28 protein-coding genes and 3 tRNA genes are annotated in these 25,740 nt (G+C 68.2%); 8 read left to right on the top strand and 23 right to left on the bottom strand.

Going from position 1 to position 25,740, the window contains the following annotated elements; translation table 11 throughout:
* Positions 1-17: 17 nt before the first annotated feature.
* The 3 genes from mmsB to ACFVTM_RS02765 are packed head-to-tail and all read right to left on the bottom strand — an operon-like array spanning position 18 to position 3,665.
* The gene (gene mmsB, locus ACFVTM_RS02775; protein WP_390201837.1) at positions 18-1,022 is read right to left on the bottom strand and encodes a 3-hydroxyisobutyrate dehydrogenase; all 1,005 of its coding nucleotides are present in this window, start codon (positions 1,020-1,022) and stop codon (positions 18-20) included.
* Complete coding sequence (locus ACFVTM_RS02770; protein WP_390201836.1) at positions 1,015-2,166, bottom strand: enoyl-CoA hydratase/isomerase family protein; 1,152 nt, start codon at positions 2,164-2,166, stop codon at positions 1,015-1,017. The genes mmsB and ACFVTM_RS02770 overlap by 8 nt, the downstream gene beginning before the upstream one ends.
* Positions 2,166-3,665: a CoA-acylating methylmalonate-semialdehyde dehydrogenase gene (locus ACFVTM_RS02765; RefSeq protein WP_390201835.1), complete on the bottom strand. Its 1,500-nt coding sequence runs from the start codon at positions 3,663-3,665 to the stop codon at positions 2,166-2,168. Before ACFVTM_RS02765 ends, ACFVTM_RS02770 begins: the two co-directional genes overlap by 1 nt.
* A 131-nt stretch (positions 3,666-3,796) precedes the next feature.
* Here ACFVTM_RS02765 and ACFVTM_RS02760 point away from each other — a divergent pair, with 131 nt between their 5' ends.
* Positions 3,797-4,603, top strand: a complete 807-nt coding sequence (locus ACFVTM_RS02760) for an exodeoxyribonuclease III (protein WP_390201834.1) — start codon at positions 3,797-3,799, stop codon at positions 4,601-4,603.
* Between the two features lie 31 nt (positions 4,604-4,634).
* Positions 4,635-5,549, top strand: a complete 915-nt coding sequence (locus ACFVTM_RS02755) for a hypothetical protein (protein WP_390201833.1) — start codon at positions 4,635-4,637, stop codon at positions 5,547-5,549.
* Positions 5,550-5,558: 9 nt separating this feature from the next.
* Here the strand turns inward: ACFVTM_RS02755 and ACFVTM_RS02750 are convergent, their stop codons facing one another.
* The 14 genes from ACFVTM_RS02750 to ACFVTM_RS02685 form a co-directional block, all read right to left on the bottom strand.
* A complete protein-coding gene (locus tag ACFVTM_RS02750) occupies positions 5,559-6,626 on the bottom strand; it encodes a LacI family DNA-binding transcriptional regulator (protein ID WP_390201832.1) in 1,068 nt (355 codons plus the stop codon).
* A gap of 110 nt (positions 6,627-6,736) precedes the next feature.
* A complete protein-coding gene (locus ACFVTM_RS02745) occupies positions 6,737-6,991 on the bottom strand; it encodes a hypothetical protein (protein WP_390201831.1) in 255 nt (84 codons plus the stop codon).
* A 10-nt stretch (positions 6,992-7,001) separates the two neighbouring features.
* Positions 7,002-7,889 carry a carbohydrate ABC transporter permease gene (locus ACFVTM_RS02740; protein WP_390201830.1) on the bottom strand — a complete coding sequence of 296 codons (888 nt, stop codon included), beginning with the start codon at positions 7,887-7,889 and terminating at the stop codon, positions 7,002-7,004.
* Positions 7,886-8,923: a carbohydrate ABC transporter permease gene (locus ACFVTM_RS02735; RefSeq protein ID WP_390201829.1), complete on the bottom strand. Its 1,038-nt coding sequence runs from the start codon at positions 8,921-8,923 to the stop codon at positions 7,886-7,888. Before ACFVTM_RS02735 ends, ACFVTM_RS02740 begins: the two co-directional genes overlap by 4 nt.
* A 7-nt stretch (positions 8,924-8,930) precedes the next feature.
* Positions 8,931-10,214 (bottom strand): ABC transporter substrate-binding protein, encoded by a 1,284-nt coding sequence (locus ACFVTM_RS02730; protein WP_390201828.1) that lies wholly within the window; start codon positions 10,212-10,214, stop codon positions 8,931-8,933.
* A 149-nt stretch (positions 10,215-10,363) separates the two neighbouring features.
* Positions 10,364-10,975, bottom strand: a complete 612-nt coding sequence (locus ACFVTM_RS02725) for a hypothetical protein (protein ID WP_390201827.1) — start codon at positions 10,973-10,975, stop codon at positions 10,364-10,366.
* Positions 10,972-11,631, bottom strand: coding sequence for a DUF6286 domain-containing protein (locus ACFVTM_RS02720; protein WP_390201826.1), 660 nt, complete (start codon positions 11,629-11,631; stop codon positions 10,972-10,974). Before ACFVTM_RS02720 ends, ACFVTM_RS02725 begins: the two co-directional genes overlap by 4 nt.
* Positions 11,628-12,011 carry a hypothetical protein gene (locus ACFVTM_RS02715; protein WP_390201825.1) on the bottom strand — a complete coding sequence of 128 codons (384 nt, stop codon included), beginning with the start codon at positions 12,009-12,011 and terminating at the stop codon, positions 11,628-11,630. The genes ACFVTM_RS02720 and ACFVTM_RS02715 overlap by 4 nt, the downstream gene beginning before the upstream one ends.
* Positions 12,008-12,199: a hypothetical protein gene (locus ACFVTM_RS02710; RefSeq protein ID WP_390201824.1), complete on the bottom strand. Its 192-nt coding sequence runs from the start codon at positions 12,197-12,199 to the stop codon at positions 12,008-12,010. The genes ACFVTM_RS02715 and ACFVTM_RS02710 overlap by 4 nt, the downstream gene beginning before the upstream one ends.
* Positions 12,196-12,663: an Asp23/Gls24 family envelope stress response protein gene (locus ACFVTM_RS02705; RefSeq protein WP_390201823.1), complete on the bottom strand. Its 468-nt coding sequence runs from the start codon at positions 12,661-12,663 to the stop codon at positions 12,196-12,198. The genes ACFVTM_RS02710 and ACFVTM_RS02705 overlap by 4 nt, the downstream gene beginning before the upstream one ends.
* A 190-nt stretch (positions 12,664-12,853) precedes the next feature.
* Complete coding sequence (locus tag ACFVTM_RS02700; RefSeq protein ID WP_390201822.1) at positions 12,854-13,312, bottom strand: hypothetical protein; 459 nt, start codon at positions 13,310-13,312, stop codon at positions 12,854-12,856.
* 223 nt (positions 13,313-13,535) lie between these two features.
* Positions 13,536-13,611, bottom strand: a tRNA-Phe gene (locus ACFVTM_RS02695).
* 48 nt (positions 13,612-13,659) lie between these two features.
* Positions 13,660-13,733 (bottom strand) — tRNA-Asp (locus ACFVTM_RS02690).
* 112 nt (positions 13,734-13,845) lie between these two features.
* A tRNA-Glu gene (locus tag ACFVTM_RS02685) sits at positions 13,846-13,918 on the bottom strand.
* Between the two features lie 178 nt (positions 13,919-14,096).
* On the opposite strand from ACFVTM_RS02685, the gene ACFVTM_RS02680 reads away from it, so the two are divergent.
* Positions 14,097-15,116 (top strand): PHP domain-containing protein, encoded by a 1,020-nt coding sequence (locus ACFVTM_RS02680; RefSeq protein WP_390201821.1) that lies wholly within the window; start codon positions 14,097-14,099, stop codon positions 15,114-15,116.
* Positions 15,117-15,120: 4 nt separating this feature from the next.
* On the opposite strand, the gene ACFVTM_RS02675 is transcribed toward ACFVTM_RS02680, so the two are convergent.
* The gene (locus ACFVTM_RS02675) at positions 15,121-15,663 is read right to left on the bottom strand and encodes a methyltransferase family protein (protein WP_390201820.1); all 543 of its coding nucleotides are present in this window, start codon (positions 15,661-15,663) and stop codon (positions 15,121-15,123) included.
* A 126-nt stretch (positions 15,664-15,789) separates the two neighbouring features.
* A complete protein-coding gene (locus ACFVTM_RS02670; RefSeq protein ID WP_390201819.1) occupies positions 15,790-16,392 on the bottom strand; it encodes a LysE/ArgO family amino acid transporter in 603 nt (200 codons plus the stop codon).
* A 68-nt stretch (positions 16,393-16,460) separates the two neighbouring features.
* Here ACFVTM_RS02670 and ACFVTM_RS02665 point away from each other — a divergent pair, with 68 nt between their 5' ends.
* The 5 genes from ACFVTM_RS02665 (at position 16,461) to ACFVTM_RS02645 (ending at position 21,527) form a co-directional block, all read left to right on the top strand.
* Entirely contained in the window at positions 16,461-17,342 is an 882-nt protein-coding gene (locus ACFVTM_RS02665; protein WP_390201818.1) for an ArgP/LysG family DNA-binding transcriptional regulator, read from the top strand.
* Between the two features lie 86 nt (positions 17,343-17,428).
* On the top strand, positions 17,429-18,409 hold the full coding sequence (locus ACFVTM_RS02660; protein ID WP_390201817.1) for a DMT family transporter: 981 nt from the start codon (positions 17,429-17,431) through the stop codon (positions 18,407-18,409).
* A gap of 9 nt (positions 18,410-18,418) precedes the next feature.
* A complete protein-coding gene (locus tag ACFVTM_RS02655; RefSeq protein WP_390201816.1) occupies positions 18,419-18,889 on the top strand; it encodes a metallopeptidase family protein in 471 nt (156 codons plus the stop codon).
* 10 nt (positions 18,890-18,899) lie between these two features.
* Entirely contained in the window at positions 18,900-19,820 is a 921-nt protein-coding gene (locus ACFVTM_RS02650; protein ID WP_390201815.1) for a cation diffusion facilitator family transporter, read from the top strand.
* Between the two features lie 264 nt (positions 19,821-20,084).
* Entirely contained in the window at positions 20,085-21,527 is a 1,443-nt protein-coding gene (locus ACFVTM_RS02645; protein ID WP_390201814.1) for a C40 family peptidase, read from the top strand.
* A 72-nt stretch (positions 21,528-21,599) separates the two neighbouring features.
* Here the strand turns inward: ACFVTM_RS02645 and ACFVTM_RS02640 are convergent, their stop codons facing one another.
* The 4 genes from ACFVTM_RS02640 to ACFVTM_RS02625 all read right to left on the bottom strand — a co-directional run bounded on the left by ACFVTM_RS02640 (position 21,600) and on the right by ACFVTM_RS02625 (position 25,721).
* The gene (locus tag ACFVTM_RS02640) at positions 21,600-22,460 is read right to left on the bottom strand and encodes an ABC transporter permease (protein WP_390202097.1); all 861 of its coding nucleotides are present in this window, start codon (positions 22,458-22,460) and stop codon (positions 21,600-21,602) included.
* A gap of 49 nt (positions 22,461-22,509) precedes the next feature.
* Positions 22,510-23,598 carry an ABC transporter ATP-binding protein gene (locus ACFVTM_RS02635; RefSeq protein ID WP_390201813.1) on the bottom strand — a complete coding sequence of 363 codons (1,089 nt, stop codon included), beginning with the start codon at positions 23,596-23,598 and terminating at the stop codon, positions 22,510-22,512.
* 40 nt (positions 23,599-23,638) lie between these two features.
* Positions 23,639-24,724, bottom strand: coding sequence for an outer membrane lipoprotein carrier protein LolA (locus tag ACFVTM_RS02630; protein ID WP_390201812.1), 1,086 nt, complete (start codon positions 24,722-24,724; stop codon positions 23,639-23,641).
* Between the two features lie 154 nt (positions 24,725-24,878).
* Positions 24,879-25,721, bottom strand: a complete 843-nt coding sequence (locus ACFVTM_RS02625) for a hypothetical protein (protein ID WP_390201811.1) — start codon at positions 25,719-25,721, stop codon at positions 24,879-24,881.
* Positions 25,722-25,740: the final 19 nt, after the last annotated feature.

The following is a 25,740-nucleotide window of genomic DNA, read 5'->3' as shown; positions in this document are numbered from 1 at the left end:
CCGGGCCCTGTTGTCGGTCAAGGCCTCGGCCCGTGGGTGTCGGCGGGGCTGCCGCCCGGCGTGCCGGATCCCGGTTTGCCTGCTTCCGACGTGCCTGTTTCAGACTTTTCGCGGATGTCGGTGATGATGCCGGAGAAGTCCCGGCCGGCGCCGCCTTCCGCGGCAAACGTATCGTAAATTTCGGCGGCGAGCGGGCCGAGCCGGGCAGCGACGCCGGTGCTTTGGAGCGCGTTGAGGGCCAGATTGAGATCCTTGGCCATGAGCGCCCCGGCGAAGCCGGGCTGGTAGTCCCGGTTGGCGGGGCTCGTCGGGACCGGCCCCGGCACCGGGCAATTGGTGGTCAGCGCCCAGCACTGTCCGGAGGCGGCGGACGCGACGTCGAAGAGCGCCTGGTGGGTCAGCCCGAGCTTCTCGCCCAGCACAAAGGCCTCGCTGACGGCGATCATCGAGACGCCCAGGATCATGTTGTTGCAGATCTTGGCCGACTGGCCCGCACCGTGCGCGCCGCAGTGAACCACCCGTTTGCCCATGACTTCCAGCAGGGGCTTGACGGCCTCGAAATCCTCCGGGAGGGCACCGACCATGAACGTGAGTGTGCCGGCCTCGGCCCCCACGACGCCTCCGGATACGGGGGCGTCGACGGCCCGGTGCCCGGCCGCGACGGCGAGTTCCGCGGCCTCGCGGGCCTCGTCCACGTTGATCGTGGAACAGTCCAGGAACATGGTGCCCGGGGCGGCCACTTCAAGCAGGCCGGGCGCACCGCCGGTGCCCCGGTAGGCGTCCAGGAGGTGCTTCCCGCTGGGCAGCATGGTCAGCACGACGGCGGCCCCCGCGGTGGCCTCCGCTGCCGTCCCGGCCGTTGGAATGCCGTGCTCCCGGGCCGCGTCCAGGGCCGCCGGCACGACGTCGAAGCCGGTCACCTGGTAGCCGGCCTTGACCAGGTTCACGGCCATGGGCCCGCCCATGTGCCCGAGGCCCAGGAAGGCGATGGTGCCTGTTTCCGGCGCTCCTGCTTCAGACATTGTTCTTCTCCTTGTTCCTCTCCTGCGGGGAGAGCTTCAGTTCGCGTCCATCCAGCGGGGCGAAGTAGGCAGCGACGTCCGCCGGGGTGACCTCCGCGAGGGTGGCGGGCTTCCAGCGCGGGTTGCGGTCCTTGTCCACCACCTGGGCCCGGATCCCCTCGCGGAAGTCCGGTCCGGCGAGGAAGTGCAGGCCCACGCGGTACTCCTGCTCGAGCGCCTGCGCCAGGCCCAGCCCGCGAACGCGGCGCAGGGACTCCAGCGCCACCTTCACCGCCGTCGGCGACTTCGCCTCGATTGTGTCGGCGGCCGCGGCGGCCTCTCCGCCAGCTTCTCCGCCAAGGGCGCGGAGGCGGCTCAGGATCTCCTCGGCGTCGTCGCTGGAGTAGCAGGCGTCGATCCATTCCTGCTGTGCCGCGAGCACCGACGCCGGAGCCGGTTCGGTGAAGCGGGCGACGGCGGCGCCGGCCGCCTCGGTTTCGAGCGCTGCAGCCAGTTCCGGCAAACGGTCGGAGGGCACAAAGCTGTCGGCGAGGCCCAGGAACAGCGCGTCCGCCCCGCTCAGGTGGGCGCCGGTCAGGGCCGCGTGTGTGCCGGTCTCCCCCGGTGAGCCGGAGAGCAGCAGGGTGCCGCCGACGTCGGGCACGAAGCCGATCGTCGTTTCGGGCATGCCCGTGCGGGTCCGGTCGGTGACGATCCGCACGGAGCCGTGCGCCGAGATCCCGACGCCGCCGCCCAGGACCAGCCCGTCCATGAACGCCACGTAGGGCTTGGGGTATTCAGAGATCAGCAGGTTCAGCCGGTACTCGTCCGCCCAGAAGTCCGCGGTGGCATCCCCGCCGTCGAGCATGTCCCGGTAGATGGCGACGATGTCGCCGCCGGCGCAGAGGCCCCGGTCGCCGGCGCCGCGGACCAGCACCGTAGCAATGGCGTCGTCGTCGGCCCAGAGCGTGAGCTGCTCCAGCATGGCGGCGGCCATCCCGGCCGTCAGGGCGTTGACGGCCGCGGGCCGGTTGAGGGTCACGACGCCGAGGCTGCCGCGCCGTTCAAACAGGACTTCCTCTGCTTCCCCGGGCAAGCGTTCGCCGGCCGCTGCTCCGCCGGCCGCGGCTCCGCTGGCCGCTTCCCGCGCAACTTCCGCCCCCATCAGCTGCCTTCCGGCATGACGAAGCTGGCGCCGCTGCGCACGCCCGAGGGCCAGCGGGTGGTGACCGTCTTGGTCTTTGTGTAGAAGCGGAAGGCGTCCGCGCCGTGCTGGTTGAGGTCGCCGAAGCCCGACGCCTTCCAGCCGCCAAAGGTGTAGTAGGCGATCGGCACCGGAATGGGGACGTTGATGCCCACCATGCCCACCTGGACCCGGCTGGCGAAGTCACGGGCGGCGTCGCCGTCGCGGGTGAAGATGGCCACGCCATTGCCGAACTCGTGTTCGCTGCAGAGCCGGAGGGCTTCGTCGTAGTCCTCGGCGCGGAGCACGCTGAGGACCGGGCCGAAGATCTCTTCCTTGTAGATCTTCATGTCCTTCGTGACGTTGTCGAAAAGCGTCGGGCCGATCCAGAAGCCGCCGTCGTAGCCCTCGACTTTGAGTCCGCGGCCATCGGTCACGAGGCTGGCGCCTTCCTCGACGCCGGAGGCGATGTAGCCTTCGATCCGCTCCTTCGCGGAGGCCGCCACCACCGGGCCGAAGTCCGAATCCTTGGCCAGGCTGGGGCCGACCTTCAGGCCCGCGATCCGTTCCTGCAGCTTCTCCACCAGCACGTCGGCGGTCTTCCGCCCCACCGGCACCGCGACCGAGATGGCCATGCAGCGCTCTCCGGCCGAGCCGAAGCCGGCGCCGATCAAGGCGTCCGCGGCCATGTCCAGGTCCGCGTCCGGCATGATCACCATGTGGTTTTTGGCGCCGCCGAAGCACTGGGCACGTTTGCCGTTGGCCGCGGCGGTCGCGTAGATGTACTGGGCAATGGGCGTGGAGCCGACGAACCCGATGGCCTGGACCCGCGGATCTTCCAGCAGCGCGTCCACGGCTTCCTTGTCGCCGTTGACCACGTTGAAGACACCGTCGGGAAGTCCGGCCTCGGTGAAGAGCTCGGCCAGGCGAAGCGGCACAGACGGGTCCCGCTCGGAGGGCTTGAGGATGAAGGAATTGCCCGCGGCGAGCGCAGGACCGGACTTCCAGAGCGGGATCATGGCCGGGAAGTTGAACGGCGTGATGCCGGCGACGACGCCGAGCGGCTGGCGCATCGAGTGGACATCGATGCCGGTTCCGGCGCTGTCGGTGAACTCGCCCTTGAGCAGGTGCGGCGCGCTTGCGGAGAACTCGACGACTTCGATGCCGCGCTGGATGTCCCCCTTGGCGTCGAGGAAGGTCTTGCCGTGCTCGGAGGAGAGCAGGGTGGCGAGTTCGTCCATGTGCTCGTTGACCAGATCCACGAACTTGAGCAGAATCCGGCCGCGGCGCTGCGGATTCATCGCAGCCCATTCCGCCTGCCCCTTTTCCGCGCTGGCAATCGCGTTGCGCACTTCCTCGACGCTGGCCAGCGGCAAGCGGGCCTGGACCTCACCGGTACAGGGATCGTACACATCGCTGAACCGGCCGGAAGTGCCTTCCACCCGCTGCCCGCCAATGTAATGGGATAGCTCTCGAACCATGACCAACTGCTCCTTTGCATGTGACCCAGATCATCTCTGAAGCCGAATATACTCGGACTTCCTACTAATTTCCAGAGGACGGAAGCGGCCGACTGCTTCGCCCGGGGGCCAAGTTCGGTAAGTTAGGGACTGTGAAGATTGCTACCTGGAATGTGAACTCGCTCCGTGCCCGCGCCGACCGTGTGGAGGCCTGGCTTCAGCGCACGGACTGTGACGTCCTCGCTATCCAGGAAACTAAGTGCAAGGACGAGAACTTTCCCTGGGAGCTTTTCGAGAGCATGGGCTATGAGGTGGCGCACTTCGGCCTGAGCCAGTGGAACGGCGTGGCGATCGCCTCGCGGGTGGGACTCGACGACGTCGAACGCACCTTCCTGGACCAGCCCGTGTTCGGCAAGAACGGCAAGGACGCCGTGCAGGAGGCCCGCGCGATCGGCGCCACCTGCGGCGGCATCCGGGTCTGGAGCCTCTACGTCCCCAACGGCCGCTCCCTCGACGACGAACACATGCCCTACAAGCTCAACTGGCTGGACATCCTGAAATCCCACGCCGGCACCTGGGTCAAGGACGATCCCCAGGCGCAGATCGCGCTGATGGGCGATTTCAATATCGCCCCGCAGGACGACGACGTCTGGGACATCGACTTCTTCCGCGCCAACGCCATGACCCACGTCAGCGAGCCCGAGCGCGCCGCCTTCCACGCTTTTGAGGAGGCCGGCTTCCAGGACGTCGTCCGCCCGCACACCCCGGGACCTGGGGTGTACACCTACTGGGACTACACGCAGCTCCGCTTCCCGAAGAAGGAGGGCATGCGGATCGACTTCATCCTCGGCTCCCCGGCCCTGGCGGCACGGGTCACCGGCGCGGTGATCGACCGCGAGGAGCGCAAGGGCAAGGGCGCCTCGGACCACGCGCCGGTGATTGCGGAACTGGCGGACTAGTGGCTGCCGCCCAGGGAAGCGTGGTGATCCAATGACCGGGAACATTTACCGCGGCCAGGCCGGCCTGCCGTTCTCTTCCGCGCTCCGGATCTACGAGCCCCTCGAGGCGTTCCCCGAGCAGCAGCAGGAAACCCTGCGGACTGCGGGCGCGGGCCTGGCGTCCCGCGCCGCCGTGGAGAATGCCGAGCTCCTGGCCTCCCTGGGCCGCATCACCCGTTCCGACGGGGACCCTTTTCCCACCGGCCGGACCGACCTCGTGCGCGTCGTCCCGGCCCCGGCACGGCAGGCGTCCTCCGGCGCAGCCCGCGACGCCGCCGAGCCCGGCCCCGGGGCTGCCGCGCGGCAGGCCGACAAGCTGCTGTACTGCCCCAGCCAGCTTGTCCTGCGCGCCGGGCTGGCCGCCAATGCCCTGATGGAAGGCATCCACGGGCCCCTGGCCCAGCTCCTGATCCCGGAAGAACAGCGGGACAAGCACCAGGAACGCATCGACGAGGTCCGGGCACACGATGGCCTGAGCAGGGTCCACACCCGGGCGTCCACGTGGGGCATTCCCTTCAGCTGGTTCTGCCTCTTCCAGGAGTCGGATCCCACCGACGTCGTCGAATCCGAGGGCCACATTGTGACCGTCCGGATCCGCGCGGGCATAGGCAAGGCGCTGGAGCGCGTGAGCTACGCCGTGGCACACCTGGCCCTCGCCGCGCCGGACCTGGACATGCTCGAGGACCTGACCCAGCTCACGGAATGGCTTGAGCTCTTCCACCCGGATTCGGCAGTGGAACTGGACTACGGCGCGGTGGCGGACAAGGTCTACCCGGACGATTCGCCGCTGGACGTGCGGCTCGGCATCGAGTGCCTGGCTGAAGGCGACATGACCGGCGCCGCCGCGGCCTACCGCCGGCTGGCCACGCGTTGGGTGCCAATCCGGCAGCTTGCCCGCGCTTCCTAGGCCAGAAGCCTAGGCCACGCCGGCCGACCGGCGCAGCGGCGGCGCCGTCGTCGTCCGCACGATCAGCCGGTGCGGCGCCACGGCGGACTGCACGGCCCCGGGAATGCCGTCGAGCTCGTCCAGCAGCATCTTGGTGCCGAGTTCGGCCTGCAGATCCGGGCGCTGTCCCACCGTGGTGAGCCCCATGGCCTCGGCGAAGTCGTGGTCGTCAATCCCGATGACCGACAAGTCCTGCGGCACCCGCACGCCGGCCTTGTTCGCCTCGAAAATGACGCCCATGGCCATCTCGTCCGAGGCGCAGAAGATCGCTGTGGGCTTGGGCCCGGTCGCGGTCCACAGGCGCCGGAACGCCTCCTGGCCGCTGCGGACGGTGAAGTCCCCCCACACATCCCATTCGGGCCGGATGGGCAGCCGCGCCTCGCGCATGATGTCGTGGAAGGCCTGGATCCGGACCCGGGGGACGTCGAAGTTGAGGTCGGTTTCGTCGTCGCCGTGCAGGAGCGCGATCTCGGTGTGGCCCAGCCCGATCAGGTGCCGGACCGCGGTGGCGGCCGCGGCGTAGTCGTCAATGCCGATGTAGGGGCACTCCTCGACGTGGCCTCCGACCACCACCAGCGGAATGTCAATCTTCTGCAGGTGATCGATTTCCTCATGGGTGAGCGCCATACAGAGGACCAGCAGGGCGTCGATCTGCTTGTAGACCATGGTCTTGCTGAACAGCCGCTCACGGTTGCTGCCGTGGCCGCCAAGATTGAAGAGGGAAAGGTTGTACTGGCGCGAGTGCAGTTCCCGGTCTGCGCCCTCGATGGCCTTGGAGAAGAACCAGCGGCTGACGAACGGGGCCAGCACACCGATGGTCTTGGTCCGTCCCGTCGCCAGGCCGGACGCCGAGGACGAGGCGACGTAGCCCAGGGACTCGGCAATGGCGAGGATCTTCTCCCGCGTCGCCGGAGATACGCGGGGCAGCCCGCGGACGGCACGGGATACGGTGGCCGTGGATACGCCGGCAGCGGCGGCAACATCTTCAATGCTGACGCCGGAATGGCCGCCCCGTTGCGCCCTTTCTGTCCGTGCCACCTTTGCCCCCTTATTGACGGTCCGCGGAAGGCAGGGCGCTGCCCGCAGATGTGCGGCGCCCTGCCTCCCCGCGGCAGTCGTTCCTGTAACTAGTTCCTGCTCTTGGCTGCCTAGCCGCGCCGGCTGGCGGTCCGGCGCGGCAAGCGCCGGCGCAGCCGGATCATCCCGTAAAGGGCCAGCAGCATGGCGAGCAGACCCAGGGCCCAGAAGAGGGCCGGCTGGGCGGTCACTTCCATCCAGACGGTGACCACCAGCAGCACGACGGCCCAGAAGCCGAGGAACCCGATGATGATGTCGAAATCCTCGCCCGAACGCACCTTCCGGCGCGTCGGCGGCACGTGGCCCTGGTTCTGTTCGTCCGTCATGACGCCACAGTCATTTAACCGCACCGGCGGTCAGGCCAGCCACGATCTTACGCTGGAATACCAGGACCAGGATGACCAGGGGAATGGTCACGATGGTGCCCGCAGCCATGATCGCGGTGTACGGGATCTGGTTGGGCTGTGCACCGGCGAAGCTGGCAATGGCCACGGTGACCGGCTGCGTTGCGTCGCTGGAGAGCTGGCTGGCGATCAGGAATTCATTCCACGAGGAGATGAATGCCAGGATGGCCGTCGTGAAGATGGCCGGTGCGGCCAGCGGCATGATGACCTTCCTGAAGGCCTGGCCCTGCGTGCATCCGTCGACCCGCGCCGATTCTTCCAGCTCCCACGGCATCTCCCGGAAGAAGGACGTCATGGTGTAGACGGTCAGTGGCAGCACGAACGAGATGTTCGGGATGATCAGGGCCTGGTAGGTGCCCATCCAGCCGATGTTCGTGAACAGCTGGAACAGCGGCGTGATGAGGGCGACGCCGGGGAACATGGAGGCCCCCAGGATGAAGCCCAGCACGAGGTACTTGAACCGGAAGTTCAGCCGGGCCAGGGCGTACGCGGCGAACACGCCGATCAGCAGCGACACCAGGGTAACGACGGTGCCGATGAAGAGGCTGTTGAGCAGCGCCTGGCCGAAGTGGTTGCCGAAGGAGGTGTCGAACGCCGTCTTGAAGTTGTCCAGCGTCACGTGGGTCGGCAGGATCGAGGTGTCGTAGGTGTAGCCGACATCGCGGAACGCCGTCACCACCATCCAGTAGGCCGGGGCCAGGCACCAGAAGAGGATCACGACCGCGCTGATGTAGGTGCGGCCGTTGGCCCACTTTTCGCGGTTCTGCGCCGCCTTGCGCCCCTGGTCCTGCTTCGCGCGGAGTTCGGTCGCGGCGGTCATTTCTTCCCCTTACCTGCGCCGGTCTGCTGCTCCACCACGTTCGCTCCGAGGAAGCGCACAAAGATGAAAGCCACCAGAAAGATGATGATGAACGTGATGGTGGACAACGCCGCCGCCGCGTTGAAGCCTTGCCTGATTTGGTTGATCACCAGAATGGACAGCGTGGTGGTGTTGTTGGCTCCGCCCGTCAGGATGTACGGGAGGTCGAACATGCGCAGTGCGTCCAGGGTGCGGAACAGGATGGCCACCATGAGCGCCGGCTTCACCAGCGGCAGCGTGATCATCCGGAACCGCTGCCAGGCGGTGGCGCCGTCGACCTTGGCTGCCTCGTACACTTCCGCGGGAATCATCTGCAGGCCGGCGAGAATCAGCAGCGCCATAAATGGTGTGGTCTTCCAGACATCCGCGATGATCACTGCCCACCGGGCCGGCCATTCGCTGCCGGTCCACAGGACTGTGGTGTTGAAGAGCTTGTTGCCGATGCCTTCGAAGGCGAAGATGAACAGCCACAGCTTGGCCGTAACGGCGGTGGGGATGGCCCACGGCACCAGGACGGCTGCACGGACCAGGCTGCGGCCCTTGAAGGCGCGCGCCATGATGACGGCCATCCAGAAGCCGAGCACTGTTTCCAGGGCCACCGTGACGATGGTGAAGAAGAAGGTGGTGCCGGTGGCGGACCAGAACTGCGCACCGAGGGTACCCGGCGGGCAGTCAACGGTTCCGCCGTCGGGAGCCGGGCATTGCTGGAAAATCCAGTTGTAGTAGTTCGAGAAGCCGGCCGGCCCGCCTTCGACAAAGAGACCCGTGGCTGGGTCCAGGCCGGCGTCTTTCTGGAAGGACATCACAACGGCGGTAATGATCGGGTACACGATCACGACCGACAAGGCGATGATGGTCGGCGCCAGCAGCCAGGCTGCCCAGCGCCCCTGCGTCGCGATGCGGTTGTCCTCCCCGACGCCCTTGGGGCCGTGGTGGATCGGGGCCTCGCCCGACGCCGGTGCCTTGACCGACGTCGGGCCTACTTCGGTTGCCATGATGGACCTACTGTCCCGCGCTAGCGGACTCGATGGACTTCTGCATGTCGGACAGGGCAGCGTCTACGGTCTTCTCACCCTTGATGGCCGAGTACGCGTTTTCCTGGATGGCCTTGGTAACGGCCGGGTAGAACGGGGTAACCGGACGCGGCACGGCGTTCTCGATGGAGGTCTTCAGGACCGGCAGGTACGGCAGCTTGGCGACGAGCTCCTGGTCGTCGTAGAGCTTGCCGAGCACCGGAGCGAGCGAACCCTGCGTGGCGAAGAACTTCTGCGTTTCTTCGGTGGTGAGGAACTTCAGGAAGTCCAAGGCAGTGGCCTTGTTCTTGGAGTAGACGCTGATCGCGGCGCTGTGGCCGCCGAGGGACGAGGCGCCCGGACCGTCCTTGCCCGGGAGGGCGGTCATGCCCAGGACGTCCTTGACCTTCGAGGATCCTTCAGTGGTGGCCAGGTTGTAGACGTACGGCCAGTTGCGCAGGAACAGCAGCTTGCCGTCCTGGAAAGCCTGGCGGCTTTCCTCTTCCTGGAAGGTGATGGCCTCCTTGGGAATGTCGCCGTCGGCGTAGGCCTTGGTCAGGTTCGCCATGCCCGCCTTGGCCTCAGGGGTGAGCAGGTTGGGCTTGCCATCGGCATCCAGCACGGCGCCGCCGGCGGAGTTGATGGCCTCGGACGCGTTGACGGTCAGGCCCTCGTACTTCTTGAACTGGCCGGAGTAGCAGCCAATGTTGTTGGCCTTGGCGACGGAGCACATGCTGATCATTTCGTCCCAGGTCTTCGGGGGCGTGGGGACCAGGTCCTTGCGGTAGTACAGGATGCCGCCGTCGGACGATTCCGGTGCCGCGTACAGCGTGCCCTTGTAGGACGCGGCCGTGACGGTCGGCTTCAGCATGGCCGAGGTATCCAGCGCCATCTTGTCCTTGAGCGGCTGCAGCCAGCCCTTGGCAGCGAATTCCGCGGTCCAGACGACGTCGACGCTCGCGACGTCATAGCCGGCGTCCTTGGCCTGGAAGTGCTGTACGAGGTCGTCGTGCTGCTGGTCGGCCTGGTCCGTCTGCTCCTTGAAGGTGACCTTCTCGTTCGGGTGGGCTGCGTTCCACTTTTCGATCAGCGGACGGACAACGTTGCTGTTGTCCTTGCCCTGAACGTAGGTGATGGGGCCGCGTCCATCCAGGCCCTGCGAGGCGGCGTCGCCGCCGCCGGTAGTGCCGCCACCTCCGCCGCCACACGCCGAGAGGGTGATGGCCAAAATGCCTGCTGTGGCGACGGGAAGTAGGAATTTGCGGGTTTTCATACTGGAGTGCTCCTCGCTGAGTACCGGTGAAAAACGGCCGTATTGTCTGTGTGCCGACCATCACACTAATCACCAGTCAGTGAGGAATGCAAGCGTTTACATGAAACCTTTATCCAAAGGAGACTCCATAGGCCCCTCGGGGAGCCGCTTCAGCGGACCCGCTCGGCCCGGCCGAACCGCGACCTCGCCCCGGATCCGATGTGGATCAGGACCGGGGTGCGCTTGCCGATCACCGCGTCGAGCGCCTCCACGAGGGAAGAGACTTCGGCGGCGAGCGTGTGCGGGGCGACCCCCTGGCGGGGCTCCACCCAAATCTTGAGGGCCGGCTCGCCCCGGATTTCGTAGGCGGCCACCGTGACGCCGGCCAAATCGGGCCGGTCCGCGAGGGCCGCACGGAGCGCCTGCTCGGCCACGCCGCCGCCGATTCCGACGTTGCCGGCCACGGCCCCCGGGTCCTCCTCGGCCACGATCAGGCTGGTCCGGCCCTTGCCCTGCTGGGCCACCCAGGCCACCATCAGGCAAAGCACCACCACCAGCGCCAGGCAGATGGCAATCCACAGCCAGCTCTCCTGGCTGCGGGGCAACTGCGTCCGTTCGAACAAATCGAGCCAGAAGATCAGGACGCCGCCCGCCCAGACGTGCCACCACGCGGCGACGGCGGGGACGCTGACAATCAGAATCAGGAGGATGCCGATGGCGAAAACCTTAATGCCAAGGATGCCGATCAGGATGCGGTTCAGGACACGGGGGGTGTTGTTCATGCCCCCACCACCCCGGCCGTGGAGACCTGGATCCGCACTTCGGGCATGGGCCAGGGGCCCATTTCCTGGAGCTCCCGGCGCACGGCTTCAAGGACGGCGTCCGGGCGCAGCGGCACACCGGAGGTCGGCCGGACGCTGACCATGACCCGGTTCCGCGACACGGTCACCATCACCTGTTCCCGCGTCACGTTGGCGGCCAGCCGGGCCCGGCGGGCCAGGGCGGCGGCAATCACCTCATCGTCCACCACGACGGCGGCCCGGCGGTCCGGGAGCAGGTGCCGCGCCTTCCGGCCCGGCAGCACGGCGTTGAGGAAGAAAAACAATCCCACCATGGCGATCACGGCGCCGGTGACGCCGAGCAAAAGCGGCGGGGCGCCGTCGGGGAGGGCGACCACCCGTTCGGCCGCCGTCAGCGGATCCACGAGCCACGGCGGCTGTCCGATCGCACGGACGGCCGTTTCGAGCAGCGCGTAAGCGCACACGGCCATGACCAGGGCTGCCGCGATCACGGAGACAACGGCCCGCGATGAGTGCATCTCCCGTTTCAGTACCCGGTCCATGCCCGCGGCACCGGAGCCCAATGGTCCGCTCTCCGGCGCCGTGCCGGCGTCGTACGGGCCGGATCCGGTACCGGCGTTCTGGGTTTCCTGGCTCAATGCACCCGACCTCCCCCTCGCACAGTTGCACCGCTGATGCGGATGTCCACGCGGCTCAGCTGCGCTCCGGTCAGTTCGGTCACGCGGCCCAGGATCTCCGCTTTGGCGGCCACGGCACGCTCCCAAATGGAACCGCCGAAGCCCGCGACGCGGTTCGGATCCCGGTGAACCACCGTGAGGGGCGGGACGGCGACGGGCATGACAAGGGACAGCGCGAGCAGCCCGCCGTCGTCGGACCACGCGGCGCGCACGTCGTGTGGCGGCACGCCCAGGGCCTCACCCGCTGCCGCCCGTGCCACGCTGGTCAGGGCCTGGGTGCTGATGCGGTTGTGCCCGGCCATCGCGGCGCCGCGCACGGGCGTCCCGGCCGTGATGCTCATGAGGAGGAACGCCGGCCCGTGAGGGCGTCGAGCACGCTGCGCAGGTCCAGCTTCCCCTCTGCTGCCCGGCCAAAGAGCGCGCCGATGCCCATGAAGAACAGGGCGCCGAGGAAGCCCCACACACCGAACTGGAAGGACATGAACGCCACGAAGGCCCCGATGGCGATTCCCACTACCGTCAGACTCATTGGATGGCCTCCCTGACCGGCCGGACCTCGGCGGGCGCGGCCGGTTTGGCCGGGCCGGGCACATAAACGTCATTGATCTCGATATTTACCTCGATCACCTCCAGCCCCGTCAGTTCCTCCACGGCGGAGTAGACGGCGGCACGGATCTGGTCTGCGAGGGAATGCAGGGGGGTGCCGTACATCGCGACAAGGTCGATGTCCACGGCCACTTGGGTTTCGCCCACTTCCACGCGGACGCCCGCCGCGTGGTCGGCGCTGCCCACGGCGTCGCGGATGGCCCCCAGGGCGCGCGAGGGCCCCGATCCCAGCGAGTAGACGCCCGGTACTGATCGGGCGGCAATGCCCGCGACCTTGGCGATGGCGGTTTCCGCAATAACGGTGCGGCCGCTGCCCGCCGGACCCGGCAGCACGGGCACGGGTTCGTCCACAGGACCGGCCACGGGTTGAGAACTCTGGTATTCCATAACGCACTCCCCCTTCTCTTTGACACAACCCTAGTCCCTGACTTGGGCCGTGCGGGGGAATCTTGCGGCGCCGGTTCCCACGGCCGGCGCAGGTGGGGGCCGTGGGAACGGGCGATGTGCGGCGGGGACCGGGGTCAGCGTCCGCCTGTCAGCAGCGGGGGACGGATCAGCGCCGACGGCCCCGGTGGGGCTACTTGCAGTTCGTGGCGATCCAGGTTGTCACGGGCGCCATTGCAGCCTGGAGCTTGCCGCTGGAGAAAACGGTCTGGTCGGTGACGCCCGCGATGGCCACCTCCTTGAGGTTGGCGAAATCGGCCTTGAGGCTGTCCGGGACGAGCTCCGCGGTCTGGGCCAGTTCCGCCTTGAACTGTTCCAGTTCGGCCGTCTTTCCTTGGGCGGCCGACAGCGGAAGGAGTGTGGCGCCGGTGGCCTGCTCCGAGATCTTTGTGCACGCCTCTGCGGCGCTGGTGAAGCCGCCGAACGGTCCGGAGGTCTCACTGGGGCTGGGCGTGGCGGACGCCGAAGCACTGGACGTGCCCGCGGCGGACGACGGCGCGCTGCTGGCCTGCGGGGCCGAGCAGCCGGCGAGGGCCAGGGCTGCGAGGAGGGCGGCTGCGGTGAGAGGACGGGCAATTTTGTTCGAAGTCACGTTGCAGAATCACTTTTCGGTTGAGATTGCGCCGCCCGCCCTGACAGGGCTGCCGGCGGCCTTGGTGTTCTTTCCCCAGCGTGCGAGTCTAGCCCGGCCGCCGCCCGCCTCACCATCGATTGCTCCATAAGTGCCCTTTTGACCCGTCAGAACGGCACTTACGGAGCAATCGATGGTGTTAAAGAAGAAAAGCACCAGTTCTCAACGAACTGATGCTTCCCAGTGGTGGCTCCGACCGGCGTCGATCCGGTGACCTTTCGATTTTCAGTCGAACGCTCTACCAACTGAGCTACAGAGCCTAGGTGACGTGTCACCTTGACGGCCGGAATTTCTTCCGACAATCAGAGCGACCCTGACGGGACTTGAACCCGCGACCTCCGCCGTGACAGGGCGGCGCGCTAACCAACTGCGCTACAGGGCCTTGCTTGTTACTGCTTGTACTGCGTTTCTTGCTGCCTGCGGTTTCGCTTCCGCAATTTTTCAAGGCCTTTAGCCTACCAGACTTTTTGATCCGGTTTGACCAGTTCCTTGCGTACCCCCAACGGGATTCGAACCCGTGCCGCCGCCGTGAAAGGGCGGTGTCCTAGGCCGCTAGACGATGGGGGCCAGGACGCCATCCGGTAGAAACACATCAGGGCAAAAATTAAGGGCCGAAGCCTTTCGTTTTTGTCCCCATCGGGTTCCTCCGAACTGGACTATAAAACTATAAGGGCAGACCCCCGGTTATCCAAAATCGGCCCAGTGCGGCCCCCGCGCGGACGCAAGGTGGGTGCAAGATGGACTGATGGATGCCGTTGATGCCCTCAATGAGATCGCGTTCTGGCTGGAACGGGAACTGGCCCCCACATTCAAGATCCAGGCATTCCGAAAGGCAGCCGGGATCATCGGCGCCCTGGACCCGGACGAGGTCGCTGCCCGGGCGCGCAACGGCGGGCTGAAGAGCATGAAGGGGATCGGGGACCGGACCTTCGAAGTCATCAGGCAGGCGGTCGACGGCGGCGTGCCCGACTACCTTGAGGGCCTGCGGCAACGCGGACAGCAGCCCCTCGCGAACGGCGGCGCCGAACTGCACTCCGCCCTCCGCGGCGACCTGCACAGCCACAGTGACTGGTCCGACGGCGGGTCCCCGATCGGGCTCATGGCTGATGCCGCCCGGACGCTGGGCCGGGACTATCTCGCTCTGACGGACCACTCCCCCAGCCTCAAGATCGCCAACGGCCTGAGCGCCGAACGCCTCCTGGAACAACTGGACGTTGTGTCGGAGATCAACTCGGACGGCGGGGGCTTCCGCCTTCTGGCCGGGATCGAGGTGGACATCCTGGAGGACGGCACCCTGGACCAGTCCCCGGACATGCTGGACCGGCTGGACATCGTGGTGGCGAGCGTCCATTCGAAGCTCCGCTCCGACCGGCGCACCATGACCGAGCGGATGCTGGGCGCCATCAACGATCCTCACATGAACGTCCTGGGTCACTGCACGGGCCGGCTGTTGCAGGGCTCGAGGGGGACCCGGCCGCAGTCCGAGTTCGACGCCGAGCGGGTGTTCGCGGCGTGCGCCGAGAATGATGTCGCCGTCGAAATCAATTCCCGTCCCGAGCGGCAGGATCCGCCGGACGACCTGATCCGGCTTGCCCTCGATGCCGGCTGCCTCTTCAGCATCGACAGTGACGCCCATGCACCGGGCCAGCTGGATTTCCTGCAGTACGGCGCCGAGCGCGCGGCCTCGAACAGCGTGCCAGCCGAGCGGATCGTCACCACGTGGCCCCTGGATCGCCTGCTGGAGTGGTCCGGACGAGGAAAGTAGTGGCTTAGCGGGTGCGTTCCAGGCCCCCGGGACGCCACGGCGTGAGCCTGGGCAGCCAGCGCGGGACGTTTCTGCGGTACTCCTCGTAGTCCGCACCGAACTTCCGGGTCAGTGCCGGCTCCTCGTACAGCCGGACGAAGGCCACCACGGGGACGGCGCCGATGCCACTGGCCACGAAGAGCTTCGGCTGGCCAAGCAGGAGTCCCTGGCCGGCTATGGCGGCGGCAATGGACACATACATCGGATTCCGCACGAACCGGTAGAGTCCGCCAACCACCAGCTGTTTGGGAGGGGCAAACGGCGCGGGGGTCCCGATGCCCTCCACGGCGAAATGCACAAAGGAGTTCGCGATCACCGCGGCGCCCGCGCCGATCAGCAGGGCGCCCGTGATCTGCGCCGGCACGCCGCCGGGCACCGGGTCCTTCACTTCCCAGCGGGTGAGAAGCCACGGCACCACGCCGGCGGCCGTTGCGGGGGCAACCGCGAAGACGGCCGTGCCGATCGCCGCACGCCGTCTTTCGCGGGCCGAAGCCAAGGATGCTGTCATACCAGCCATCGTGAACCCGCCACGCTGCGCGGACAAGGGCCCGCCGGCCCCCGCCCCGGGGGCCGGCGCTGTGGGCCTGTGCACCGGGCCGGCGCGGCGGGCCGGTGCGGCGGATCGGTGCGGCGTTCAGGCGAGCAACAACGCTGCCAGCGTGAACATCACGACGGCGATTACGGCGTCGAGCACCCGCCAGGCTTCCCGACGCCGGAACAGGGTGGTGAGCAAACGCGCGCCGGCGCCGAGGGCGGTGAACCAGGCAATGCTCCCCAGGCCGGCCCCGGCGGCGAACCACCAGCGTCCGGACGGGCCCTGGGCGGCAGCAAGGGATCCGAGCAGCAGCACCGTGTCCAGGTAAACGTGCGGGTTCAGCCACGTGAAGGCCAGGCAGGTGCCCAGCACGGCCACCCGGCTGCCGGCGGGTTTGCCGCCTGGATGATCCATCTGCTCCCCCCGGACCGCACGCCATGCCGCGAGCGCCCCGTAGGCGAGGAGGAACGCGGCACCGATCCACCGGATCACCACGAGGGCTGCGGGCGCCCGGTCCAACAGGACACCGATGCCGGCGACGCCCAGCAGAATCAGCACGAGGTCCGACACGGCGCAGACCGCCACCACCATGACGACATGCGAGCGCTGGATGCCCTGGCGGAGGACAAAGGCGTTCTGCGCGCCGATAGCAACGATCAGGGACAGTCCGGCAGAAAGGCCGGAGAACAGGGGGAGGATCACCACTCCACGGTAGGTCCCCGCCAAAGATGAAACCAGTTAAAGTTCCTGATGATACATAAGATGATCTAATGATGGAGATAGCCCCCGAGCAGGCCCGGACCCTGGCCGCCATCCTCACGCACGGAAGCTTTGACGCCGCAGCCGCCCACCTGTCCGTGACCCCGTCTGCCATCAGCCAGCGGATCCGGGCCCTGGAATCCGCCGTCGGCCGGCCGGTCCTGACCCGGGCCCGCCCGCCCGGACTCACTGAGGCCGGCCAGGCCGTGGTGCGGTTCGCCCGGCAGCTGGAATTGCTCTCGGCGGACCTGGCCGAGGAACTGCAGCCGGAAGAAGCCGGCGGCGGGACGCGCCTGACGCTGGTGATCAACAGCGATTCATTGCACACCTGGGCGCTGGCCGGCCTGGCGGCGGCCAGCAGCAACATCCAGCTGGAGATCCTGCGCGAAGACCAGGAACACTCGCTGGACCTCCTGCGCGCGGGCGCCGCGGCCGCCGCCATCACGGAGACAGCCAAGCCTGTGCCGGGCTGCTCGTCCATCAGGCTGGGCGTCATGCGCTATCTGCCGGTCTGCGCTCCGGACTTCACCGCCCGCTGGTTTCAGGCCGGAGTGGCCGCCGCGACCCTGGCCGCGGCTCCCGTCGTGCTCTTTGACCGCAAAGACGATCTGCAGGACCGCTGGCTGCGCCGGTTCCGCCGCGCGTCCCTTCAGCCGCCGCGGCACTACGTGCCGGCCTCCCAGGAATTTGGCGATGCCATCCGCTGGGGCATGGGCTGGGGCATGATGCCCGAGCTCGAAATCGGCGAAGACCTCGCGAACGGCACACTTGAGCGGCTCTCGCCCCGCGCGCAGGTGGATGTCTCCCTCTACTGGCAGCAATGGCGGCGCGGCTCGGCGGCATTGACGGAGGTCGCGGAGGCTGTCCGTGCGGCGGCGCGGGTCCTCCGCTGAGGAGATTCGGCATATTGGCAGGATCTCGACTAGACGTGACCGATTCCCGCCAGCCGGGAGGGCGGCACACGGGCTAGATTGGCAGCATGGCTACCACCGCCGCATCAGGCCCCACTCCGTCCGCAGGCCCCCACGAAGGGTCTCCGCACGCCGCACCCGCACCCGCCCCGCACCCCGCGCCGGCCCCTCCCCGACAGCCGGCCACGATCAGTAGGCTCGGCATCGCCGCCGTCGTCGTCACCGTGGTCCTGTGGGCTTCCGCCTTCGTGGGCATCCGGGCCGTGGGCCCGAGCTTCTCCCCCGGCCCGCTGACACTCGGCCGGCTGGCGGTCGCCGCGCTCGTGCTGGGCGTCCTCGTGGTGCCCAAACTCAGGGGACTGCCCCGGGGCCGCGAATGGTGGCCCATCCTGGCCTACGGCGTCATGTGGTTCGGCGGGTACAACGTGGCCCTCAACGCGGCGGAGCACATGCTGGACGCCGGCACCGCCGCCCTGCTGATCAACGTCAATCCCATCCTGGTCGCCGTGATGGCCGGTGTGATCCTCAAAGAGGGATTCCCGCGCTGGCTGATCATCGGCAGCCTGATTGCGTTCGCGGGCGTGGCAGTGATCGCCCTGGGTTCCGGCCAGAGGTCGACGGCGGACGTGGCCGGTGTGCTGCTCTGCCTGCTTGCCGCCGCGCTGGCTGCCGTGAGCGTGATCGTCCAAAAGCCGGTGCTGCGCAAGTTCCCCGCCGCCCAGGCCACCTGGTTCGGCATCATGGTGGGCGCGCTCTGCTGCCTGCCCTTCAGCGGCCAGCTGATCGCCGAACTGCAGGCCGCTCCCCTGCCGGCCACGCTGGGCTTGGTCTATCTGGGCATCTTCCCCACGGCGATCGCGTTCACCACGTGGGCCTATGCGCTCTCCCTGATTGACGCAGGCCGCCTCGCCGCCACCACCTACCTGGTCCCGGGCACCACCATCCTGATCTCCTGGCTGGTGCTGGGCGAGATTCCGACCATCTGGGGCCTGGTTGGCGGCGTGATCTGCCTGGTGGGTGTGGGGCTGACCCGGCGCCGGTCCCGCTAGAGTTTCCCTATGTCCCCGTCGCTCCCGCCTGGCCTGCCGATCGTTCCGAATGGCGACGACGGACCCGTTGACGATCAAGGCGACGGTTACGGCGACGGGCAGGACGACGGCCCCTTTCCGATGTCCGACGCCGACTTCGAGGCAGCCGTGAGCGACGCCCTGGACCGGATCCCGCCGGAACTGGCGAAGACCATGAGCAATGTCGCGATCTTCATCGAGGACGACTACACCCCGCAGCCCGGCGAGGATCCGGACACCGTGCTGCTGGGGCTCTACGAGGGGGTACCCCTGACCGAACGGGATTCCTGGTGGGACGCCGGCTCCCTGCCGGACCGCATCACCATCTTCCGCCAGCCCATCCTGGACATCTGCGCCTCCCGGGAGGATGTGATCGAGGAAGTCACCGTCACCGTGGTGCACGAGATCGCCCACCACTTCGGCATCAGCGACGCGCGCCTGCACGAGCTCGGCTGGGGATAGCCTTGTAGGCATGGGACATGACCACAGCCACTCGCACGGCATAACCGCGACCGGGAAGCACCGGAGGCGTCTGGTCGCCGTCCTGGCCATCACCCTGGCCGTGGTGCTCGTGCAGACGATCGGCGCCGTGGTCTCGGGATCCCTGGCCCTGCTCGCCGACGCCGGTCACATGCTCTCCGACGCCGCCGGCGTCTTCATCGCCCTGCTGGCCGCGTGGATCGCTGCCCGGCCCGCCAGCGACCAGCGCACCTACGGCTACCAGCGCGCAGAAGTCCTGGCGGCGCTGGCAAACGCCCTGGTCCTGATCGTCATCTCGGTGGTCATCTTCACCGAAGCCATCCGCCGGCTCGGTTCCACCCCGGAGGTCCACACCGACATCATGCTGGCCGCGGCGGTCCTCGGCGCCGTCGCCAACCTGGTGTCCCTGCTGATCCTGCGCGGCGCCCAGAAGGAGAGCCTGAACGTCCGCGGCGCCTACCTGGAAGTCCTGGGCGATCTGTTGGGCTCCCTCGCCGTCATCGTGGCCGCGGTGGTCATCATGGTCACAGGGTTCCAGGCGGCAGACACCATTGCCTCGATCCTCATCGCCCTCATGATCCTGCCCAGGGCCTGGCACCTGCTGCGCGACGTGGTGGACGTTCTCCTCGAGGCCACCCCCAAGGGCGTGGACGTCCAGATGATCCGCGAGCACATTCTCGCGGTGGACGGCGTGGTGTCCGTCCACGACATCCACATCTGGACCATCACCTCGGGCGTCCCCGTCTTCTCCGCGCATGTGGTGGTGGAGGATGCGGCGCTCGGAGCCCGGGGCGCCGACCGGGTCCTGGACAAACTCACCACCTGCCTGGGCTCCCATTTCGACACTGAGCACTGCACCTTCCAGCTCGAGCCGGCCACCCACTCGGAGCACGAGGCCCACCAGCACGCCTGACCGGCGGGGGCGGCCGGTCCGTTTCCAACACCCTGCGGCGGCGCCCATCTGCAAGAGCGGCGGCGGCTGCCGCTGGCCGCCAGCGAGACACACCCCGCACGGACGTGGCCAAATGACACCAGTGTTGTTTATGTTATTCATGTGACTCGTGTTGCCAAAGTGGTCTTTGGCACGTAGCCTCATGCCTGCTGGGTGATCCGCAGAGGCTTTCATGCGTCAAATTCCGACCTCGCTCATTCCAGCCTGAGACTTCGAGGTTTGCCCATGAGCTGGACCGGATCCGGTCGCAAGACTGCTGTGCTCTGCTCCGCCGTCGTCCTTCTTGGAACACTCACGCTCCCGGCCCAGGCCGCAGCGCTGGCGTCCGCGCCGGCTGCCGGGCCGCTGGCGGCCGCAGTCCCCGTTCCGGCGTCGCCGGAGATCCCCTCACCGGAGGAAATCGCTGCTGCCAAATCCAGTGAAAGCGCGACGGCGGCGGAGGTCACCAGGATCGATGGGCTTCTGGCCGCTGCGTCGGCAGGCCAGGAAGCCAGCCTCGCCGCGTCCCTGCAGGCGAACAACGCGTACGGCGAGGCCCTCGTGGAGCTGGCCACGCGCCGTGACACGGCGGAGGTGGCGGCCGCTAGGGCTGCCGCCGCCGAGGCAGACCAAGCCAAGACCCGCAAGCAGGTGGGCCAGCTGGCCGGCGATCTGTACCGCAACGGCGGCCTGAATCCTGCCCTCAGCAGTTTCGTCAGCGGCACCGGGCATGCGCTGGAAGATGCCGCGACCCTCGAAGCCGTGACGGCCGGGCGCGCGCGGGCTTTCCAGTCGGCGGAATCTGCGGCCGCCGCCGCAAAGTCGCTGACCGAAGCCGCGGCGGACGCCAACCGCGCCGCCGATGAGGCTGCCACGACGGCGGAAGCCCGCAAGAGCGACGCCGACCGCGCCACCGCGGCCCAGCGCCAAGCCGTGGCCGATGCCAAAGCCCAGCGGAGCGCGCTCGTGGACCAGCTGGCAACCCTGAAAAACACCACCGCTGCGCTGGAATCGGCCCGCGTGGACGCCCTGGACCGTCAACGCCAGCAGGAGCGGCTGGCGGCGCTGACCGCGGCGGCCGCCGTGGCGCCGCAGCCGGCCACGGGCTCACAGCCTGCATCTGCATCACCGGGACGGAACGATTCGGCCGCGCAGCAGCCGGCAGCACCGGCGCCCGCTCCCGCGCCAGCACCCGCGCCAGCACCCGCGTCCGCACCGGATCCTGCTCCTGCTCCTGCTCCCGCTCCTGCGCCGATTCAGGTTCCTGCCCCCGCTCCAGTCCCTGTGCCAGTTCCCGTTCCCGCGCCGATTTCCGGCGGGTCAAATCAGACCGCCATTTCAGTTGCGCTCGGCAAGACCGGGTCGCCGTTCTTTTACCAGTACGGCGGAACCGGGGCCTATGGCTTTGACTGCTCAGGCCTGGTGCAGAATGCGTTTGCCGCGGCCGGCAAGTACCTGCCCCGCACCGCCTCCCAGCAGTTTGCCCAGGCCCCGGTCCATGTCCCGCTCTCGCAGGCACGCCCCGGCGACTTGCTGGTCTGGGGTTCTGCGCCGGGCTTCTACCACGTGGCCATCTACCTTGGTGGCGGCCGCGTGGTCCAGGCGCTCAATCCCGACGCCGGCATCACGGTGACCGATGTTGCCGCCATGTCCGGGATGCAGCTCTACGGCTACGTGGCCCGCTACTAGGCCCGTCCCCGGCGCGCTGTCCCTGGCTCCCCGTTCCCTACTGGGCCATTCCCTAACGGCCATGTCCGGCGGCTAGGAGAGCACGTCCTTGGTGATGAACCTGCCGTAGGCCAGCGCCCCGAACACGGCGACATAGCCGCCCTGCAAGAGGGCGTTGACGGCAAAGGAGTCCCACGAAACGGGCTGCCGGAGCAGGTCGCCAAAGTCCAGCCAGTAGTGGCTGAACAGCCACGGATGCAGCCACTGAAGCTGCGGCAGCGCGTCCAGGACCTGAGCGACGACCGAGAGGACGACGGTGGCCGCCATGGCCCCCACCGGAACGTCGGTCAGGGTGGAGATGAACAGGCCGATCGCCGACAACCCGAGCAGCGATACCGCCAGATAGGCGGCGATGAGCAGGAGCCGGATCAGGGCCTCGCCGGTGCCGATCGTGTCGCCGGAAAGCAGGGTCACCGGCCCCACCGGGAACAGCGCCGCGCCGATCCCGGCCCCCGTCAGGGCCACCACGAGCGGCGCGACGACGACGAACAGGGCCGTGCCGGCATATTTGACGATCAACAGTCGGATCCGCCCGGCCGGAGCGACGAGCAGGTACCGCAGGGTTCCCTGCCCGGCCTCGCCGGCGATCGTGTCTCCGGCCACCACTCCGACGGTAAGCGGCAGGAAGAGCGGAACGGAGACCACCAGTGCGGTGACGCCTACGAACAGGCCGTTTTGGGATATCCGGTCGAGGAAGGCTGGCCCGCGGCCTGGCGGCACTGCCGAGGAGACCCGCACGGCCACGGCGATGAGGATCGGGATGGCTGCCAGCGCACACAACATGGCCCAGGTCCTGCGGCGGCGGAACAGCACGCCGAGCTCGGACGCCAGCAGTCCGGCGGTCTGAGACCCGGGCCGGGCCGACGGGCCGCCTGCCGCGCCGTCGGCGCGGATGCCAGCGTCGATGTCGAGGGCGCCCGATGGATCGCCCACGGGTGAGCTGTTACTGGACAACGTCGAACCCCTCCCCCGTCAACGCCACAAACCGGTCCTCGAGGCTGTCCTGTTCGGTCGCGAAACCGCGAACCCGGACCCCCGCCGCCACCAGGGCAGCCACGACGGCTTCCGGTTCCACCGCCCGGACCAATCCTCCGCCGTCGGGGGTTGCCGCGGCTGGCGGAGCCCCCACCAGCGACGCGAACAGGACGGCGTCCCGCCCTGAGCCGTTGCGGCCGTCCGGGCCGCCGGCAGCAGCAGTGCCGCCGTCGGGGCTCATGGTCGCGGTCAGGCCCAGGCCGGCCAGCACCTGCGCCGCGGTACCGGGGTCCGGCGTCAGCACGCGGATCCTTGCCTGGCCCGCCCCGCGCAGTTCCGCCAGGGTTCCCTGCGCCACGAGCCTGCCGGCGCTCATGATGGCCGCATGCGTGCAGATCTGTTCCACTTCGGCCAGCAGGTGGCTGGAGACGAACACCGTGGCGCCGTCGGCTGCGAGCGAGCGCACCAGGTTCCGCACCTCCCGCGTGCCTTGGGGGTCCAGCCCGTTGGTGGGCTCGTCCAGCACCAGAAGCTCCCGCGGGGCCAGCAGGGCGTTGGCGATCCCCAGCCGCTGCTTCATGCCCAGCGAATAGGCCCGGACCAGCTTGTCCGCGGCGTGGGTCAAACCCACCCGTTCCAGGGCTGAGTGGACCCGGGTGCGCCGCGTCGTGGCCGCACCATATGGATCCGCGGCGTCCATGCGGTGCAGATTGGCGGCGCCGGAGAGAAACGGGTAGAACGCCGGCCCCTCAACCAGTGCCCCGACCCGCGGGAGCACGTCATCCAGCTTCCGGGGCATCTCCTTGCCCAAGACGCGCATGGAGCCGCCGGTGGCTGTGGCCAGGCCGAGCAGGAGCCTGATGGTGGTGGTCTTCCCCGAGCCGTTCGGGCCCAGGAAGCCGAAGACCGCGCCTTTCGGCACGGCCAGATCGACGCCGTCGACGGCCAACTGCTGGCCGAACCGCTTGGTCAGGCCCCTGGTCTCAATACTCAGCTCGATACTCTGCCCGCTAACCAGCCCGCTGCCCGGCCCGGCGACCGGCCCGGCGGCGCTCACGCGGCCGTCACTGGATGGCCGCCAGGTGCCGGGCTCACAGTCACTTCTGCGTGGCAGCGGCCTGGAGCCGCTCCGGTGAGACGGAGCCGGCGAAGACCCGGCCGTCGTCGAGCACCAAAACATTCACCAGCGCCGTGGACAGGAGCCTGCCGCCCTGGACCGGAACGGTGGCCTGCTGGAGCAGGGCCGTGGCGTCCGACGCCGGGCTAGCCGTTCCCGCCGGGAACTCTACGATCGAGTCCCAGCCGGAACCGGTGACGGCGGGCTTCCGGGCGCTGTCCTTGACGGCCGGCGGCGTCGCGTTCGCGGCGTCGTGCCCGCTCTTGTACTCCGGTGCCGGGATCTCCTTGACGGTGGCACCCGGTGGCGGACTGAACGTGAAGACCGACGCGTCCGGGGCCCCGAGGGTCAGGTTCGTGTAGGCGACGCGGAAGGCGGGATCCGCCTGTCCGCGGGCCTTGACCTCGACGCCCAGCGGCAGCCCGGTCTGGCCGTCAACTGCGACTGCGATGGATGCCACCAGGGTCGTCTCGGACTTCGGCGTGAGCACCAGGTTGTAGGCGGCCCGGCCGGCCACCTGGACGTCGGCGCCCACCGTCACGTCCGTGCTGGGGTCAATCTTGGCCAACAGCATCGCGGCGAGCTGGTCCGGGGTGGCCGTGGCGTCCTTGCCGCCGCGGTGCTCGGCCTTGCCGGCGACGTCAGCGGGGATCTGGAGGTGGGAGGCGGTGTTGTCCTTGGAGTTGTAGAACCAGATCTCGTTGCCGTGGCGGACGGCGTTGCGTTCGGCCAGCCGGTCCATGATCTGGATGCGGGCGTTGTCAGGGCCATCGCGATAGACCCGCGCTGTGTGCGGACCTGTCAGCAGCTCGAGCCAGGCCGTGCCTGAGGAGTCCGTGCCGGCACTGGTCTTGGGCAGCTCCGGAAGACCGAGCTCAGAGGACTGCTCCAGCGTCCCGGAGAGGGCCGGTTCGCGGTGCTGGGCGATCAGCTGCAGCACTTGCTCCGGCGTCTTGGACGGCAGCGGGTCCCCCGCGCTGGCGGGCAGGGATCCGGCCAGTGCGCCGGCGGCGATCACGGCAGGAACGGCGACGGCGGGCAGCCAGCGCAGCCATTTGCGCGTCATCGTGACCGCGCCCCAGGAAGTGATGGGCCAAATATCCGTGTCTGATAAATGCGTGTCTGATTAATGCGTGTCTGATTAATGCTTGCCTGAGGGATGCTCGCTTCAGTGCAGCTCATAGGTCAACAGTACGCCTGGCCCGGCCAGCCCGGTTGGCCTACTTCAGCACATTGATGGTGAGTTCCAAAGCGCCCAGCAGCAACGCGAGCACTGAGGTGCCCAGGCCCGCCACGAGCAGCAGGCCAGGATGGGCCAGGCCCACCACCACCCGCTTCAGCCGCGGCCTGCCCCGCAGGAACTTCTTGGGCACGGTTCCCGGCTCCGGCGCCTGTTTCCAGCCCCGGAGACGCCGCAGGAACCAGGCGCAGCGGATGATGAAGGCCAGCCAGAGCACGGAGACCACCAGCGGGATCCCGGCCAGCAGGAGGTTGAAGCCCACCGCGGTCACCTCGCGTTCGGACTCGCCAACGAGCGACTGGACCGTTGTAGAGATCGAGGCGCTCATGACCACGGACACGCCCCACACGAGGAAGGCTGCTATCAGAGCGAGGAAGCGGACAAAGAAGTGGCCCAGGACCGTGTCCCGGCGCGGCTTCAGGTAGCGGCGCGGTGTGGCGTGCAGCAGGGCCACGCTTGCCAGCAGAGTGGGCAGCGCGGCCATGCCGACCAGCACGTACCAGGACCAGCCGGCGAGATCCAGGAATTCATCGGCCACGATCAGCAGCGCCCAGGACCCGGCCCACGCCCACCCTGCCGTGAGCGGACGCTGCACAAGCCACCCCGGCAGCCACGCATCCCGCTCTACCGGCCCGGCGGCCCCCGGAACAGCGGCCAGGGGAACAGCGGCCAGGGGAACGGCTGCGGGAGCGCCGGGTGCGGGGTTTTCCGGCGGCCCGGTATCGGGGTTTTCCGGCGGCCCGGTATCAGGGACCGGGGTGCCCGCGGCGGGACTGCCGGTGGCTCCGGGATCCTTATCCTCGGAACCTCGCTCTTCGCTCATGGCCCCACTGTAGCGATCC

Source organism: Arthrobacter sp. NPDC058130, assembly GCF_042884475.1.
GTDB lineage: Bacteria > Actinomycetota > Actinomycetes > Actinomycetales > Micrococcaceae > Arthrobacter.
The sequence above is the reverse complement of the archived record's forward strand: the minus strand, read 5'-3'. Positions and strand labels throughout refer to the sequence as shown.